The organism is Colwellia sp. KS18-150 (assembly GCF_057551365.1).
In genome coordinates this window covers 119,437-133,162 of record NZ_BAAJMC010000003.1, presented here as the reverse complement: position 1 = coordinate 133,162, position 13,726 = coordinate 119,437, and the positions used below count along the sequence as shown (strand labels likewise).

The following is a 13,726-nucleotide window of genomic DNA, read 5'->3' as shown; positions in this document are numbered from 1 at the left end:
AATGCGCTTAAATAAAACACTTAAAAATGCAGTTATTGCTTTACCTCTTTTAGCCCTAGCAGCTTGTAGCTCAAATGATGAAGGCACTGATGAAACAACTGTTGATACTAATGCTGAAGTTATTGCTCAACAAAAAGCAGAAGCTGAAGAGGCGGTAAGAGTTCAAGCTGCTAAGAAAGCGGCTGCGATTGAAGAACAAAAGCGTCAAGAATTAGATAAATTACGTGCAGAGCACATTATCTATTTCGATTTTGATGTATCAAATGTAAACGATGAATTCGCTAACATTTTAGATGCACATGCTAAATTTTTAACAGCAAACACTGATGTTAAAGTGAACATTGAAGGTCATGCTGATGAACGTGGTACACCTGAGTACAATATTGCATTAGGCGAGCGTCGTGCTAAAGCGGTAATGACTTACCTAGAAAACATGGGTGTTATGGCGGATCAATTATCTGTAGTAAGCTACGGAGAAGAAAAGCCTATGGTTAAAGATCGCTCTGAAGATGCTTTCGCTAAAAACCGTCGTGCTGTAATCGTATATTAATCGCTAATTTTATTAGCTGTTACCTATAGCCACTTTTTAGTGGCTATATTTTAATTTCAAAATGCAATGTGATTTTCTTAGTCATAGATAGGTCAAAAAATGAAACTTGCCTTTCCTCCTAGAACGGCTTTATTTGGTCTTATGCTTACTGCTACTACTCCGTTAGTATTAGCAGCACAAGCGCCAGTTATAGACGTTAGCTCTTCAAATCAATCTTCTCCAGCCCCTGGCTCATTAACCGAACAACTTGCAAGCGTAGAACGAAAGCTTGACGCCCGTAATCGAGCTCAAGTGAATGTTCAGCGTCAGCTTGATGATATGCAAACTCAGGTTAATGAATTGAGAGGTGTTACCGAGCTACATACGCATCAGCTTTCACAAGTGCTTGAGCGTCAACGAGAGCTTTATCAAGAGCTTGATAGACGAGTAAGAGAAGCGTTGAAACCAACAGCACAAGTACCAAGTGCAATAGCTGTTGACACTGCGCCTGTATCACAAAGCTATAGTAACGATTTAACTGAAAATGAAGCGTATGACAAAGCATTGAACCTTGTGCTTAAAGATAAACGTTATGAGGAAGCAATTCCTGCTTTTCGTAGTTTCAATGAAACATATCCGCAATCATCTTATGCACCTAATGCACATTATTGGTTAGGGCAGTTATTATTTAATAAAGGTGAATTAGTTGAGGCCGAAAAAGAATTTTCAATTGTTGTCGAGCAACATACTGATTCAGGCAAAAGACCGGACGCATTATTAAAACTTGCTATGGTTGCTCAACAGAATAATAACAATAGCAAAGCGGTAAATTTATATCGTCAACTATTAAGTGAATACCCTGATTCAACATCTGCTCAGCTAGCAAAACCTCGTTTAGAAAATTTAGTACAATAAGTCGCCTTTTTATTGCCGACAAAACTAGCGCTTTGCTGTGTTTTTAGGCAAACGAGAAATAAAGCTAAAAAAAACGAAATTTGTTGTTGCACTAAATTTTTATATCAGTATCATATGCGGCGCGTTGAGGCACCAACCCCATCGCAATGTCGGCCGTTAGCTCAGTTGGTAGAGCAGTTGGCTTTTAACCAATTTGTCGAAGGTTCAAATCCTTCACGGCCGACCACTTTATCTTTGGATTAATTAAGTTATTTTAAGTTAAGGCTTAAAACTGATTAACCCAAGTCAGCATGAAGGTCTATAATTCATGCAGACCACGTCTTTTTAAGTTTAAAGCAAGTATGTTTAAAACTAAAAAAATCTACAGAGTTAAACTGTAGGTTGAGTAATTCTCAACAAAATAAATTATCGTCGGCCGTTAGCTCAGTTGGTAGAGCAGTTGGCTTTTAACCAATTTGTCGAAGGTTCAAATCCTTCACGGCCGACCACTTTTTTAGTTTAACCTTCAGGTTAAACGCAGTAAATGCCTCCTAGGCACGTTAGATATTTTCTAACAACACAATATGTCGGCCGTTAGCTCAGTTGGTAGAGCAGTTGGCTTTTAACCAATTTGTCGAAGGTTCAAATCCTTCACGGCCGACCACTTTCTCTTTCTTCTCTGATAGTTATTTAGCAAGCCAAGGCTTTTAACCGTTTATGCAAGTTATCTCGAAGGTTCAAATCCTTCAAGGTCGACCACTTTCTCTTTCTTCTTTGATAGTTATATAGCAAGCCAAGGCTTTTAATCGTTTATTTAAGTTATCTCGAAGATTCAGAATATCGTAAATTGTATGTGCGAATTTATTCCGACATGTTTATGTAATTTAACAGCTTAAACTAGAAGTAAGTCGGTAAATTACACTGAGTTAGAAAGAACTAATAATATTGGAATAACATAGTCTCCCTCGCCACTTATTATTGGTAACTCTATACTACACATTTTTCTCTATTTCCCTTATAATCACCGCGTTTTAAGACAATTAGTTATTACAATTACAGAGATAAATAATGAGCCAATCTAATGCCGCTGTTGATTTTGATTTTCAATTTCCAGCTAAGCCTACGTTGTTAAGTGTCGATGAAAAGGCAAAATACCTAGCCAAAATTAAAGCGCTATTGGTTGAAAAGAATGCCGTTTTGGTCGCTCATTATTATACTGATCCTGAAATCCAAGCTCTTGCTGAAGAAACGGGTGGTTGTGTAGCTGACTCATTAGAGATGGCTCGCTTTGGTAACCAACATCCTGCAGAAACACTTATTGTGGCAGGTGTTAAGTTTATGGGGGAAACAGCAAAAATATTGACCCCTGAGAAAACAGTACTTATGCCAGAGCTAGAAGCAACATGCTCTTTAGATTTAGGCTGTCCTATTGATGAATTCTCCGCGTTTTGTGATGAACATCCTGATCATACTGTTGTAGTTTATGCTAATACCTCAGCTGCGGTTAAAGCGCGTGCTGATTGGGTAGTAACGTCAAGTATTGCACTAGAAATCGTTGAAATGCTTGAGAGTGAAGGTAAACCTATTCTATGGGGACCTGACCGTCACCTAGGCTCGTACATTGAAAAAGAGACAGGCGCAGAAATGCTAATGTGGCAAGGCGCCTGTATAGTACATGATGAGTTTAAAGCTAAGGCGTTACGAGATTTAAAAATGCAGTTTCCAGAAGCGGCAGTATTGGTCCACCCTGAATCACCAGCTAATGTTGTGGAAATGGCAGATGCTGTTGGTTCAACAAGTCAGTTAATTAAAGCTAGTCAAGATATGCCAAATCAGCACTTTATTGTTGCGACTGATAAAGGCATCTTTTATAAGATGGAACAAGCAAACCCTGACAAAACTTTTGTAGCTGCTCCAACAGGTGGAAATGGTGCAACATGTCGTAGCTGTGCTAATTGCCCTTGGATGGCGATGAATGGCTTAAAATCGATTGCAGAGGCGCTAGAAAGCCCAGAAGGTAAAGAAATAACAGTTGATACCGAACTAGCCAAAAAAGCCTTAATTCCATTACACAGAATGTTAAATTTTGCTGCAGAAAATAAATTAAAAGTTAAAGGTAACGCTTAGGTTGATAAAGTTGGTTTTATTTTAACCAATACCTTGGTTTTATACATTTAATTAAGCATTTAGACTTGCGCGCTATATGCTTTTTCACTACCATAGCGCAGCTTTATCGCATTAATGAAAACCGTGTTGATAACACATTAAACACTATCAAAAATTTTGGTGAGCTGGCTGAGTGGCTGAAGGCGCACGCCTGGAAAGTGTGTTTAGGTTAATCCCTAACGAGAGTTCGAATCTCTCGCTCACCGCCATATTATGAGGTCTTAGATTTATTTCTAAGACCTTTTTTATTGGGAAGGGATCTATCAAAAACTAGAGTGCAGAAAGTATTAAATTTTTTGCTTAGTATTTTCTTTTATTAATTTGCTAGTTTGTGCCCAAAACTGACTTGATAGTTGGTTGATGACGTTAGATTCGGCATTTATGAGCAAAGCAAAGCCTATATCTAATTCAGGTGAATAGCCTATATCCGCACGAAACCCTTTAACCCAGCCTGAATGATACATAATTGGTGTATCAGCAAATTGATATATACGCCAGCCATAACCATAATGAGCATCGCTCAAATACTTCTTCCAGTACCTACGGCGCAATTCTTTTTTCGTTTTAATCCTTGGAGTCGTGAGTTCAGTTAATAATGATGTTGATAAAACGGCTGGTTTATAGCCTAAATTTGCGATTAGCCATTGTGACAAGTCTGTAATGCTTGAATTTACACCTGCAGCAGGAGCGACTTTATAAAAATCGTTTTCTACATCAACGGTACGCCAAATATACTGCTTAATTTTATTACCATTTTCATCTTTCTTTCCGGTATCAATTTTTTTTCTCAATACATGAGGCTTTGCCGTAATTTTAGCTTGTTGATATCCTTTAAAACCGATAGACGTGTTATGCATGTTTAAAGGTTCAAATACTCTTTCGTCAAGTAAAGCTGCGTAGCTTTTATCTTGGCTATTCTCAATAGCTGGTTGTAGCAAGCTATAAGCGATATTCTGATAACCATAACATTGCTCGGGCTTACAAATTGGTGTTATGCGATCAAAGCGTCCTATGATTTTATCTATACTCCAATTTTCATGGAGTAGATTGTCATAAGCATTGGGCATTAAGCCTGCTGAATGGCTTAATAAATGTTTTATCTGAATCTTTTCTGCAGCACCATTTTGCGCCAAAGTGAACTGAGGAACATATTTAGTGATAGGGTCAGATAAGTTTAATACCTGCTCTTGAGCAAGCATAGTCGTAATGGTAGAGGCAAATGTTTTCGAAACGGAAGCTAATCTAAATACCGTATTATTATTAACTTTTTGTGCTTTACTTTTATCTGTATGGCCGAATGTTTCTATAGCAAATACTTTATTATTTTTAACAATAACGTAAGCCCCTCCGGGAATACTGTACTTGTGAAGTTGGCTTTCAACTAGTTTAGAAAATTCTAGGTTGAACTTTGTAAGTTCATCGGCAAAAGAAAATGACATAAAAGTCATTGTTGAAACAAAACAGATAGTTCGAAATAACACGACAACAAACCTTTCAATCGGGAAATAAATAAGTTAACACTATTGGCTTAATAACTAGGCTGCTAGTGATAACATCATCATATCAAATTAACGCGCTTTAATCTTATTCCTTCTAATGGAGCAGGCCTCATTGCTTATTTAGAATAAATGCGCTTTCTGCATAAATTAACTTATTATTTCTTTTCATGTTTAACTGATAGTGATACCAAGAAAAGTAAGCCATCACTATCATAGATATTAATACCCTGTTCGTTAGACGCATATATATATCAAGCCTCGCTAGTCAATTATGTTAGCTATCTTTAAGAGCTAAGCATCTACTATTGTCTTGTTTCTAGATAGCTTCAAATAAAACACCAAGCTCTTCCCAAATACTTCGATTTTGAATTGCTTGCGCCCTCATTAGCTTAAGTGACGCTTTTGAGTGCCAATGACCATTTTTTATAACGGCTTCAGGATCTTTTAGTATCGATAAGTCTTGAATCGGGTTAGATAATGAAAAAATAAAATCAGCTTTATGATTGATTGATATCTTGCCTATTTCATTATCTAAATTAAGTGTTATGGCTGGTGTTAATGTTGCTGCAGTCAACACATCAAAAGCGTTAATTCCTGACTCTTCTAACAAACGCATTTCAGTGTGAGTAGCTATGCCATGAGGCGATAGTAAAACACCGGAGTCGGAGCCAACGAGTAGAGGAATATTATTGTTATGCATTTGCTTGGTAATATGCTGTAAGAACTTAAACGTTTTGTCGTTATGTTTAGCCATTTTATTAGACGCTTGTAGCCAGCGTTCAACCTGATTGTTAGAGGCTTCAAACGCTATTATGTCAGAAGTATAATGCTTTGAAGTCGTGGCTAAATAATCTTCCTTCTCCATGCTCAATTTGGTTAATTGATAGTAAATATTCAATGTGGGTGTTACAGGGACATTTGTTGCTTTAAGCTTTGTTAATATTTCTGGTAGGCGTTTTGGTGAAAATTGGTAATTAAGTGGCCCTTGATAAATATCTTCTACATGTTCAAAAGATTGAATCTCTGTTAACTGTGAAATTGGCATGTCTCCTGAAGCATGGGGGCCATGCTTTGCTAGCGGGATGCCTAACCGATGACTTTCCTCAACAATAGCGGATAATGTTACTTCGTTTAGACTGCCATACGCTTTGATTAGATCGTAACCTAAAGAGTGATATTCTCTTACTGCACTTTTAGCTTCTGCTGCTGTTTCAACGCCTCTATGTAGGAAGGTGCCTTTATTGCCTGATATGATTGGGCTACTGACACTTGAAGTACTACCAAGTTGCAAACCTGATGCAATTTTATCTCGCCATAACAGTTGCTTTGGTACACCATTCATAACCCTGACATGGGTAACGCCATGGCTTAACGTTAAGATATAAGCGGCTTTTTCATATGTATGTACATGCATATCGATAAGACCTGGCGTAACGTAACCACCACCTCCATCAATGACTTTTAGCTTAGCAGTGGTTAATGGTGGTAAATCATCATTAATTGAGTCGATTTTACCATTTTGTATCACCAGTGTTTTTGCAGGAAGAATCGTTTGGTTTTCAACATCAACAATATTCACGTTACTTAAAATAAAACTGCGTTCGTATGGTTGAAGCTTTACTTCATTTGTACTGCAGCTCACTGTTAAAACCAGTAAAAGCGATATAAGTGTTTTCATTGTTAACTCCTTTAGTTAAAGGCTAGAAGTTAATATGAAAACCAAGTTAGGTCGTCTAAAATCAGGTTTTTAGCAAGCTAGTATCTTGATGTTAGACGTTATGTTGAGACTTATATTCGGTTGGGGTTACACCAACTTTAAGCTTGAATACCTTATTAAATGACGCCTTGGAGCTAAATCCAGCATCAGCGGCAATGTCGGTAAGGGACTTTTGAGTATTTTCTAAAAGCGTTGTACAAACAAAATCAACCCTATAGCTATTCACATATTCATTAAAGGATTTACCTGTAATTAAGTTAATTGCTCTAGAAATATCTCTTGTTTGTAACCCAGTTAAATTACTCACATCATTAAGTGTCAGGCGAGGTGTAAGGAACCATTGATTATTAACAAATAACTTATCTAATTCTTCATATAGTGACTTGTAGTCGCTCTCATCTGTATTATTACTTTTATCAGCTGCATTGCTTTTATTGGTATTTAGAGGGACTTCCTTTTGTGTCAGCAGTTTGATGATAATCATCATAGCTGCAACAAGCCACACGGCATTATTGATACCTTGGCCTAAGATATTAAGCTCATAACTGATGGCTTGTTGAAAGTTAAGTCGGATAAGATCAATAGCATTAAATGCCGAGGTAATAACTAAAACCCATATCAACCAGCTTAATGAAAAATCATCTGAATCAGAGCGCTCTTCATCCAATGAGCGCTGATAATTCATAAGCATTAACATGGTTAATACAGCATAAAACAAACGCCAAACTGTGCCGATAGCGATGACAGTGTGTAGCTGTGAAGTAAAAAGAAGAATGGGAATGGCAGGCAATAGGTGCCAAAACTGTGTTTTATCTAGCTTCTTGTCAATGAGTAATTTAGTCGCCAAATAGATAGCAGGCCCAAATAACAAGATAAAAATAGGGCTAATTAGGTAAAGATCTTTAGTGATCCCCGTCTCTTCTAAAATATTGATGCATGCAGCTAATGCAATTAACATCTGTAAAGCTGCAATTCCTCTAAACTCTTTGGCTTTAGTAAGCCATAACAATAATCCGCCGAGCACCCCGGTGACAATAATACCTGCTTGAATTAGGTTAACGAAATTCAGGTTTTCCATTGATAGATACTTGTATTTTAGTCTGTGAGGGCTGTTATTTTCTATAATACGGTAAGTGTAACCTGCATTGAACTATTATATAAATTCGAGCTGAATGATTAGAGTGAATTTTTCTGTATTTAGTAGTAAATTAAAATTTATTGACACTAATTTAATGAAATTATGAATATTAACGAAATAGCTGAAAAGAACTACCTATGGGTAGAAAAAATGGGTTGGCATAACAAAACTACACTAGAAGCACTTGCGCTTGTTGCTTCAGAGGTTGGTGAAGCAATAAATGAGTGCCGGAATGAAGAGCCAACGGATGAATTTGGGGAAGAGCTGGCCGATATCATCCTTCGTGTATTAGATATTTCCCATTGGCAAGGAATAGATATTGAGAAAAAAATTATTGAGAAAATGGCGAAGAACGAGAGTAGAGGAACAAGAGGCAGGATTAAGTAAAATATTTTCGTGTATTAGGCAGAGTAAGGAAGATTAGTGATAATAAATCTGATTAGTTATTAGTTATTAGTTATTGGTTATTGGTTATTGGTTATTGGTTATTGGTTAGTTGTTAGGTGTCAGGTTATCTTACAATACGAATAAATATAATATTAACGATAAATCGCATCACATTGTAAACTTTAAGTATTTTAAAGTTGGTGTGTTTTTTGTATGGTTCATTCATTATTATTTGAACGATTACCACCAAAATCAATCGAAAGGCTTAAAAAGGAATATCAAATGAAATTATTGAAAAAAACAATTTTAGGTTTGGCATTATCATTAAACTGTTTAATTAATATAGCTAATGCTGGCTTAATAGTTACTACTCCATTAGCCACAAGTAATTATGATGAAGCTAACAGTACATTTAACAGTGCTTTTTTGTTAAGTACTCAGTTTGTAGGTAGCAATTATACATTTACTGAGATCGGAACAGGTCTAGGTTGGGCAAATCACCCAGCAGAGTATCTATATCAAAATTCCGGAGCAAACGCGTATATTGAAATTGCAACAAACGGTGGTATTGATTTAACAGGCTTGCAGTTTAATGTTTCAAATGGATGGAACGCAAGTACACAATATATTTGGCTGCAGACTTTTAGTAATGGACTCTCAACAGGATTTGAATTTGATGTGGATTTAAGTAACCGTGGTTTATTGACTGTTGTAGGTAATAATGGAACAACGTTCGACGCTGTTCGCTTGATGGTTTTTTATGATGCAGCAGTCCGTAATCTTCACGACGAAACTTCTTACAGCGCGGGCTCTATTTCAAATGTGCAAGGGCTACTAGCCGTTGACGTACCAGAGCCATCTACACTTGCTATTTTTGCATTAGGAATGATTGGTTTAGCATCACGTCGACTTAAGAAACAATCTTAATTTAGTTTCTTTTTAGTAAATTATAGAAAACATCAACTGTAATGGTTGGTGTTTTTTTGTTTCTGGTGGTTGGTAAACCAAGTTATTTACCTGTATTCACTGATAAAATCGCTACCCCCGTAAGTATTAAGCTATGTCCATTCGTCGAGCAATTCAAAATGCTGGTATTGAATATTTCCGTGTCCATGATTTTCGTCATACGTGTGCTAGTCGATTAGTGCAAAATGGTATGACGGTTCAGGAAACTGCACATATTTTAGGACATTCAAATATCGCAACCACCATCCGTTATGCTCATTTAGAGAAAAATCAGCTGGTTGAGCAAGTGAAGGGTTATTGGTAGGTTTAATGATGGAGGTTATGTTCCAGAGGGTATAAAAAAGCCCAACCGAAGTTAGGCCTACATGTTTCCTATGAGGAATTGGTACTGACTATCTGCTATCGAACTGCCAATTCTGTTTAGCTACTTATTATAAGGTAACTACTTGGAGTATAAAGCCTCATAGTTGATGCTATTTAACTAAATAATTAATACCATGAAATAGAATAATGTGCCTAACAGATCTTAATTTAACTTATGAGCTTATGTCTTCATTCTACTCATAAGTTATCAGAATGCTTAGGGAAAATAAGTTTAGTAGTGTCAAAACCCAATTCTTTGGATACCTTTATAAACTCATCTACAACGACTTTATCTGGGGTTGGTGTTCTTGAAAGTAGCCACAGGTATGAGGTGTTAGGGCCAGCAATAAACGAGTGCTGATATTTCTCGTCAAGATTGAATATTACGTAGGAGCCGTAAAAGGGACCAAAAAAAGACACCTTTAGAAACCCTATATCAGTACGTTCAACAAATTTTGCTTTACCTATGGCTTCACGCCACATTTTTTCCTCCGTAGAATAGCCACGATTAGTGACTTTTACGTATCCATCTGGCATGAGTTGATACTCAGCAGTAATTTGCTCTAAGCCTCTTTCGAATGAATGATCAAGGCGCGCAATTTCATACCACTTACCCTGATATTTACTAAGATTAAAATTTTCTACAGGTGTAACACCTTTCGGAATGCTAGTACATGCGGATAATAACAAGCTTATCATCGATGTAAAAATGACTTTAAACATAGTGTCTTGATACATAGCTACCTCATTTTCGAGCAAGTAAGTGAATGGTACTGGTAGAACGTTCTAAAAAAGCGCCTTCACAATAGGCAAAATAATAAAGCCATAAGCGTTTAAATTCTTCATCGTAACCGAAGTTGGTTAATTCTGACCAAGAGTTTAAAAAGGCAGTGCGCCAGTCAGCGAGTGTTTTTGCGTAATCTAAACCTATATCGTCGATAGTTTCGACCACTAAATCTGAGTGCTTAGTTAAGTGATTTGATAACACTGAGATTGAAGGAAGAAAGCCCCCTGGAAAAATGTACCGCTGAATAAAATCAACATTGTTTTTGTAGTAATTAAAACGTTGATCGGTGATGGTGATTGACTGGATTAACAGTTTTCCCCCCGGCTTTAAGCAGCGATCACAAACCTCAAAAAAGCTAGATAAATATTTATAGCCAACAGCTTCAATCATTTCAATAGACACTAATTTATCAAATTGCCCTTTGAGATCACGGTAATCATCTTTTAATAAGGTAATTTGCTGTTCTAGCCCATTGGCTTTAACTATGTCATGGGCATACTCATATTGTGCATCGGAAATGGTTGTTGTGGTGACTTTACAGCCATAGTGCTTGGCGGCATAAATTGCCAAACCGCCCCAACCCGTGCCAATCTCTAGTAAATGATCATCTTCAGTTAAGGCTAACCGTTCACAAATAGTTTTTAATTTATGTTGTTGTGCTTGTGCTAATGTTGCTTCAGGTGATGGGTAAATGGCGGATGAATACATCATGCTGTCATCAAGAAAACGGGTGTAAAGCTCATTACCTAAATCATAATGGGCGAGAATATTGCGTTTAGATCCAGACTGATTATTACGATTTTTCCAATGAAAAAACTTATTTTTAAGTTTGTTTAACCAAGCGCCTTTTTTTTCTAATTGGTCGGTTTGTTGTTGTGCTTTTGCAAAAATACGGATTACCGAGGTGAGATCTGGACTTGTCCATTTGCCTTCGAGAAAAGATTCTGCTGCGCCAATACTACCGCCGCGAACAAAATCTTTATAGACACTATTGTCATGGATAATGATTTTTCCTGTAATGTTAGCTTTAGTATTTTTATCTGGGAAGAAACTATGTTGAGTACCTTCAACTACTTCTAACATGCCATAATTTATTTTTGAAAATACAGATAAAACTAGCTTGCGACAATGATTTTCAAGCCAACTCATTTTATTTTTTAGGGTAATAGATGCAATGTTTTCCATGCTTAACTCCGCTTTTTGTCTGCTAAGGTTTGATAACCAATAAAAGGAATGCGCTTAATAAATAACGTTAATGCCTGCCAATAAATACTGCTGACTATTTTGATTGTCATCACAGGTAAGCTGCACCAAGTTTTGAAAATGTTTTGTGACGTTAATGGTTTAGGCTGCATAGCTAATCCGGCGGCAAAAACTTTATTATTATCACCATGGGTTTTATAATTTTCAATCTCGATAAGCAGTTTATTAGTTAGCTCTGGCGGCTTAACCCGCCAGTGATAACGCATATCTAAGTCCATAAAGGGAGATACTTGGAATTCTTTTTCGCAGATATCTTTTTTTGTCACGTCGACCAAATAATAATGCCTTTCATGCCATGGGGTGTTACTCACCTCAACGAGCATTTGTTCACAGTCATTATTTTCGTTGTAGCAAAAATAAAAATTCGCGGGACTAAAGTAAACTCCAAAGCACCTTACTTGCGCTAACATGGTGATACGAGATATATCGCTTTTACCATCAAGCTGCTGAACTTTATTTGTTATACGAGCAAATAATGTTTTTGGTTCACTTTTTTCATCATTTTTTGTTTTACCCTTAAACGACGCCTTTAGGTAGTCTTTTACATTAAACCAAAGGGGGTTAAAGCGTGAAAAGCCAAAAACGCCCGTTGCACCCTGTTGTTGATCCATTTGTTCAACATCTAAGGCCAACATAAATAACCGATAACTAAAGCTGTGATTTTTAGGTGTAAATCTACGGTGATAAATTTTACCTGTATATATTTGATTAATCGTTTTAGTATTCATAACGTTCGCCATTAGCTTAGCCTTTAGTTGCTAAACTGAGGGCGCAACCAAAACGTTCAGCGACTTCAATAGCACTCTTTACGCCATCTTCATGAAAACCGTTATGCCAATATGCGCCAGCAAAGTGAGTATTGCGCTTGCCACAAATTAAATGCCTTTGTTGTTGTGCTTGGCATGATTGCAATGAGAAAACAGGATGATGGTAAGTAAACTCTTTTAAGATTTTATCGGGGTCAATTGTTTTCTTTTGGTTTAAGGTAACGCAAAAAGTATGAGGTGACTTAATACCTTGTAAAATATTCATATTATAAGTAACGCTAGCGTCAGCGTCGCGATTATTACTTAATTGATAATTCCAGCTTGCCCAAGCTTTCTTTCGTTTAGGTAACATTTTAGTATCAGTATGCAGCACTACTGAGTTAGCTTTATACGGCATCGCGGATAAAATTTTTCTTTCACCTTCACTGGCATCAGATAAAAGGGCTAAAGCTTGATCTGAATGGCAAGCAATAACAACCTCATCGAAATATTGCTCTGGTGAATCATCAAATTGAACGGTGATACCATTTATTGTTCTGGTAATGGCTTTAATATTAACGTTTACATGGATATTGTGTGAAAAAGGCTGACACAATGGTGTTAAATAGCTACGTGAGCCGTTTGGAATAACGTACCATTGTGGCCTATCTTGTATGTTAAGTAAGCCGTGGTTATAGAAAAATTTGACAAAAAATTGAAATTCAAATGCTTCCATTTGTGCCAGAGAACTTGACCAAATTGCCGCGCCCATTGGTAGAATATAATGCTCAGAAAAAAAGGAACTAAAGCGGTGAGTAGATAAAAAGTCACCTAGGGTTAGCTCCGGTTTATAGTTGTTTTTCTGATAAATTTCTTTGCAGAGTTTGTTAAAACGTAAAATTTCTTTGATTAACATCCAGAACCTAGGTCTAAAGATATTTCGCCTTTGCGAGAACAAAGAATCAAGGTTATGACCATTATACTCTAAGCCTGTTTTACTGTTATGCACTGAAAAACTCATTTCAGTTTCTTGTTTATCAATACCTATTTCGCTCAGTAAAGCTAAAAAATTAGGGTATGTTTTATTATTAAAAACAATGAATCCGGTATCAATGGCATAATTTTGTTGTTCTAAAGACACATCAACGGTAGCAGTATGGCCACCAATGATTGAGTTTTTTTCAAAAACAGTAACATGATGCTTCTTTGATAATAGGTATGCCGCGGTTAACCCTGAAATGCCTGACCCTATAATGGCGATATTTTTCATG

Annotated in this window: 13 protein-coding genes and 4 tRNA genes; 10 read left to right on the top strand and 7 right to left on the bottom strand. The window is 36.7% G+C overall.

Annotated features, from left to right (window positions below; all coding sequences use genetic code 11):
• The first annotated feature begins 1 nt into the window (after position 1).
• The 7 genes from pal to AC27IF_RS06140 all read left to right on the top strand — a co-directional run bounded on the left by pal (position 2) and on the right by AC27IF_RS06140 (position 3,798).
• The gene (gene pal, locus AC27IF_RS06170; RefSeq protein WP_487052936.1) at positions 2-550 is read left to right on the top strand and encodes a peptidoglycan-associated lipoprotein Pal; all 549 of its coding nucleotides are present in this window, start codon (positions 2-4) and stop codon (positions 548-550) included.
• A gap of 99 nt (positions 551-649) precedes the next feature.
• Entirely contained in the window at positions 650-1,444 is a 795-nt protein-coding gene (ybgF, locus tag AC27IF_RS06165) for a tol-pal system protein YbgF (RefSeq protein ID WP_487052935.1), read from the top strand.
• 150 nt (positions 1,445-1,594) lie between these two features.
• A tRNA-Lys gene (locus AC27IF_RS06160) sits at positions 1,595-1,670 on the top strand.
• A gap of 186 nt (positions 1,671-1,856) precedes the next feature.
• Positions 1,857-1,932 (top strand) — tRNA-Lys (locus AC27IF_RS06155).
• Between the two features lie 79 nt (positions 1,933-2,011).
• Positions 2,012-2,087, top strand: a tRNA-Lys gene (locus AC27IF_RS06150).
• A 404-nt stretch (positions 2,088-2,491) separates the two neighbouring features.
• Positions 2,492-3,550 carry a quinolinate synthase NadA gene (gene nadA / locus AC27IF_RS06145; protein WP_487052934.1) on the top strand — a complete coding sequence of 353 codons (1,059 nt, stop codon included), beginning with the start codon at positions 2,492-2,494 and terminating at the stop codon, positions 3,548-3,550.
• Positions 3,551-3,708: 158 nt separating this feature from the next.
• Positions 3,709-3,798: transfer RNA gene (locus tag AC27IF_RS06140), tRNA-Ser, on the top strand.
• Between the two features lie 78 nt (positions 3,799-3,876).
• Here the strand turns inward: AC27IF_RS06140 and AC27IF_RS06135 are convergent.
• From AC27IF_RS06135 to AC27IF_RS06125, 3 genes are all read right to left on the bottom strand, one after another.
• Entirely contained in the window at positions 3,877-5,028 is a 1,152-nt protein-coding gene (locus AC27IF_RS06135) for a serine hydrolase domain-containing protein (RefSeq protein ID WP_487052933.1), read from the bottom strand.
• A 376-nt stretch (positions 5,029-5,404) separates the two neighbouring features.
• The gene (locus AC27IF_RS06130; RefSeq protein ID WP_487052932.1) at positions 5,405-6,766 is read right to left on the bottom strand and encodes an amidohydrolase family protein; all 1,362 of its coding nucleotides are present in this window, start codon (positions 6,764-6,766) and stop codon (positions 5,405-5,407) included.
• 91 nt (positions 6,767-6,857) lie between these two features.
• Entirely contained in the window at positions 6,858-7,883 is a 1,026-nt protein-coding gene (locus tag AC27IF_RS06125; protein ID WP_487052930.1) for a helix-turn-helix domain-containing protein, read from the bottom strand.
• Between the two features lie 162 nt (positions 7,884-8,045).
• Between AC27IF_RS06125 and AC27IF_RS06120 the strand changes: the two genes are divergently transcribed.
• From AC27IF_RS06120 to AC27IF_RS06110, 3 genes are all read left to right on the top strand, one after another.
• Positions 8,046-8,330 carry a MazG nucleotide pyrophosphohydrolase domain-containing protein gene (locus AC27IF_RS06120; RefSeq protein ID WP_487052928.1) on the top strand — a complete coding sequence of 95 codons (285 nt, stop codon included), beginning with the start codon at positions 8,046-8,048 and terminating at the stop codon, positions 8,328-8,330.
• A gap of 282 nt (positions 8,331-8,612) precedes the next feature.
• Entirely contained in the window at positions 8,613-9,257 is a 645-nt protein-coding gene (locus AC27IF_RS06115) for a PEP-CTERM sorting domain-containing protein (protein WP_487052926.1), read from the top strand.
• Between the two features lie 133 nt (positions 9,258-9,390).
• Positions 9,391-9,600 carry a tyrosine-type recombinase/integrase gene (locus tag AC27IF_RS06110; RefSeq protein WP_487052925.1) on the top strand — a complete coding sequence of 70 codons (210 nt, stop codon included), beginning with the start codon at positions 9,391-9,393 and terminating at the stop codon, positions 9,598-9,600.
• A 257-nt stretch (positions 9,601-9,857) separates the two neighbouring features.
• Here the strand turns inward: AC27IF_RS06110 and AC27IF_RS06105 are convergent, their stop codons facing one another.
• Genes AC27IF_RS06105 through AC27IF_RS06090 form a run of 4 tightly spaced genes read right to left on the bottom strand, consistent with a single transcriptional unit; the run spans position 9,858 to position 13,725 of the window.
• Positions 9,858-10,397: a lipocalin family protein gene (locus AC27IF_RS06105; RefSeq protein WP_487052923.1), complete on the bottom strand. Its 540-nt coding sequence runs from the start codon at positions 10,395-10,397 to the stop codon at positions 9,858-9,860.
• Between the two features lie 7 nt (positions 10,398-10,404).
• Positions 10,405-11,631 (bottom strand): class I SAM-dependent methyltransferase, encoded by a 1,227-nt coding sequence (locus AC27IF_RS06100; protein WP_487052922.1) that lies wholly within the window; start codon positions 11,629-11,631, stop codon positions 10,405-10,407.
• 2 nt (positions 11,632-11,633) lie between these two features.
• The gene (locus AC27IF_RS06095) at positions 11,634-12,437 is read right to left on the bottom strand and encodes a DUF1365 domain-containing protein (RefSeq protein ID WP_487052921.1); all 804 of its coding nucleotides are present in this window, start codon (positions 12,435-12,437) and stop codon (positions 11,634-11,636) included.
• Between the two features lie 16 nt (positions 12,438-12,453).
• Positions 12,454-13,725, bottom strand: a complete 1,272-nt coding sequence (locus AC27IF_RS06090) for an NAD(P)/FAD-dependent oxidoreductase (RefSeq protein WP_487052920.1) — start codon at positions 13,723-13,725, stop codon at positions 12,454-12,456.
• Position 13,726 lies beyond the last annotated feature (1 nt).

Coding starts and splice junctions, on each gene's coding strand:
- pal (WP_487052936.1), top strand. CDS start 2: ATGCGCTTAAATAAAACACTTAAAAATGCAGTTATTGCTTTACCTCTT.
- ybgF (WP_487052935.1), top strand. CDS start 650: ATGAAACTTGCCTTTCCTCCTAGAACGGCTTTATTTGGTCTTATGCTT.
- nadA (WP_487052934.1), top strand. CDS start 2,492: ATGAGCCAATCTAATGCCGCTGTTGATTTTGATTTTCAATTTCCAGCT.
- AC27IF_RS06135 (WP_487052933.1), bottom strand. CDS start 5,028: ATGTCATTTTCTTTTGCCGATGAACTTACAAAGTTCAACCTAGAATTT.
- AC27IF_RS06130 (WP_487052932.1), bottom strand. CDS start 6,766: ATGAAAACACTTATATCGCTTTTACTGGTTTTAACAGTGAGCTGCAGT.
- AC27IF_RS06125 (WP_487052930.1), bottom strand. CDS start 7,883: ATGGAAAACCTGAATTTCGTTAACCTAATTCAAGCAGGTATTATTGTC.
- AC27IF_RS06120 (WP_487052928.1), top strand. CDS start 8,046: ATGAATATTAACGAAATAGCTGAAAAGAACTACCTATGGGTAGAAAAA.
- AC27IF_RS06115 (WP_487052926.1), top strand. CDS start 8,613: ATGAAATTATTGAAAAAAACAATTTTAGGTTTGGCATTATCATTAAAC.
- AC27IF_RS06110 (WP_487052925.1), top strand. CDS start 9,391: ATGTCCATTCGTCGAGCAATTCAAAATGCTGGTATTGAATATTTCCGT.
- AC27IF_RS06105 (WP_487052923.1), bottom strand. CDS start 10,397: ATGTATCAAGACACTATGTTTAAAGTCATTTTTACATCGATGATAAGC.
- AC27IF_RS06100 (WP_487052922.1), bottom strand. CDS start 11,631: ATGGAAAACATTGCATCTATTACCCTAAAAAATAAAATGAGTTGGCTT.
- AC27IF_RS06095 (WP_487052921.1), bottom strand. CDS start 12,437: ATGAATACTAAAACGATTAATCAAATATATACAGGTAAAATTTATCAC.
- AC27IF_RS06090 (WP_487052920.1), bottom strand. CDS start 13,725: ATGAAAAATATCGCCATTATAGGGTCAGGCATTTCAGGGTTAACCGCG.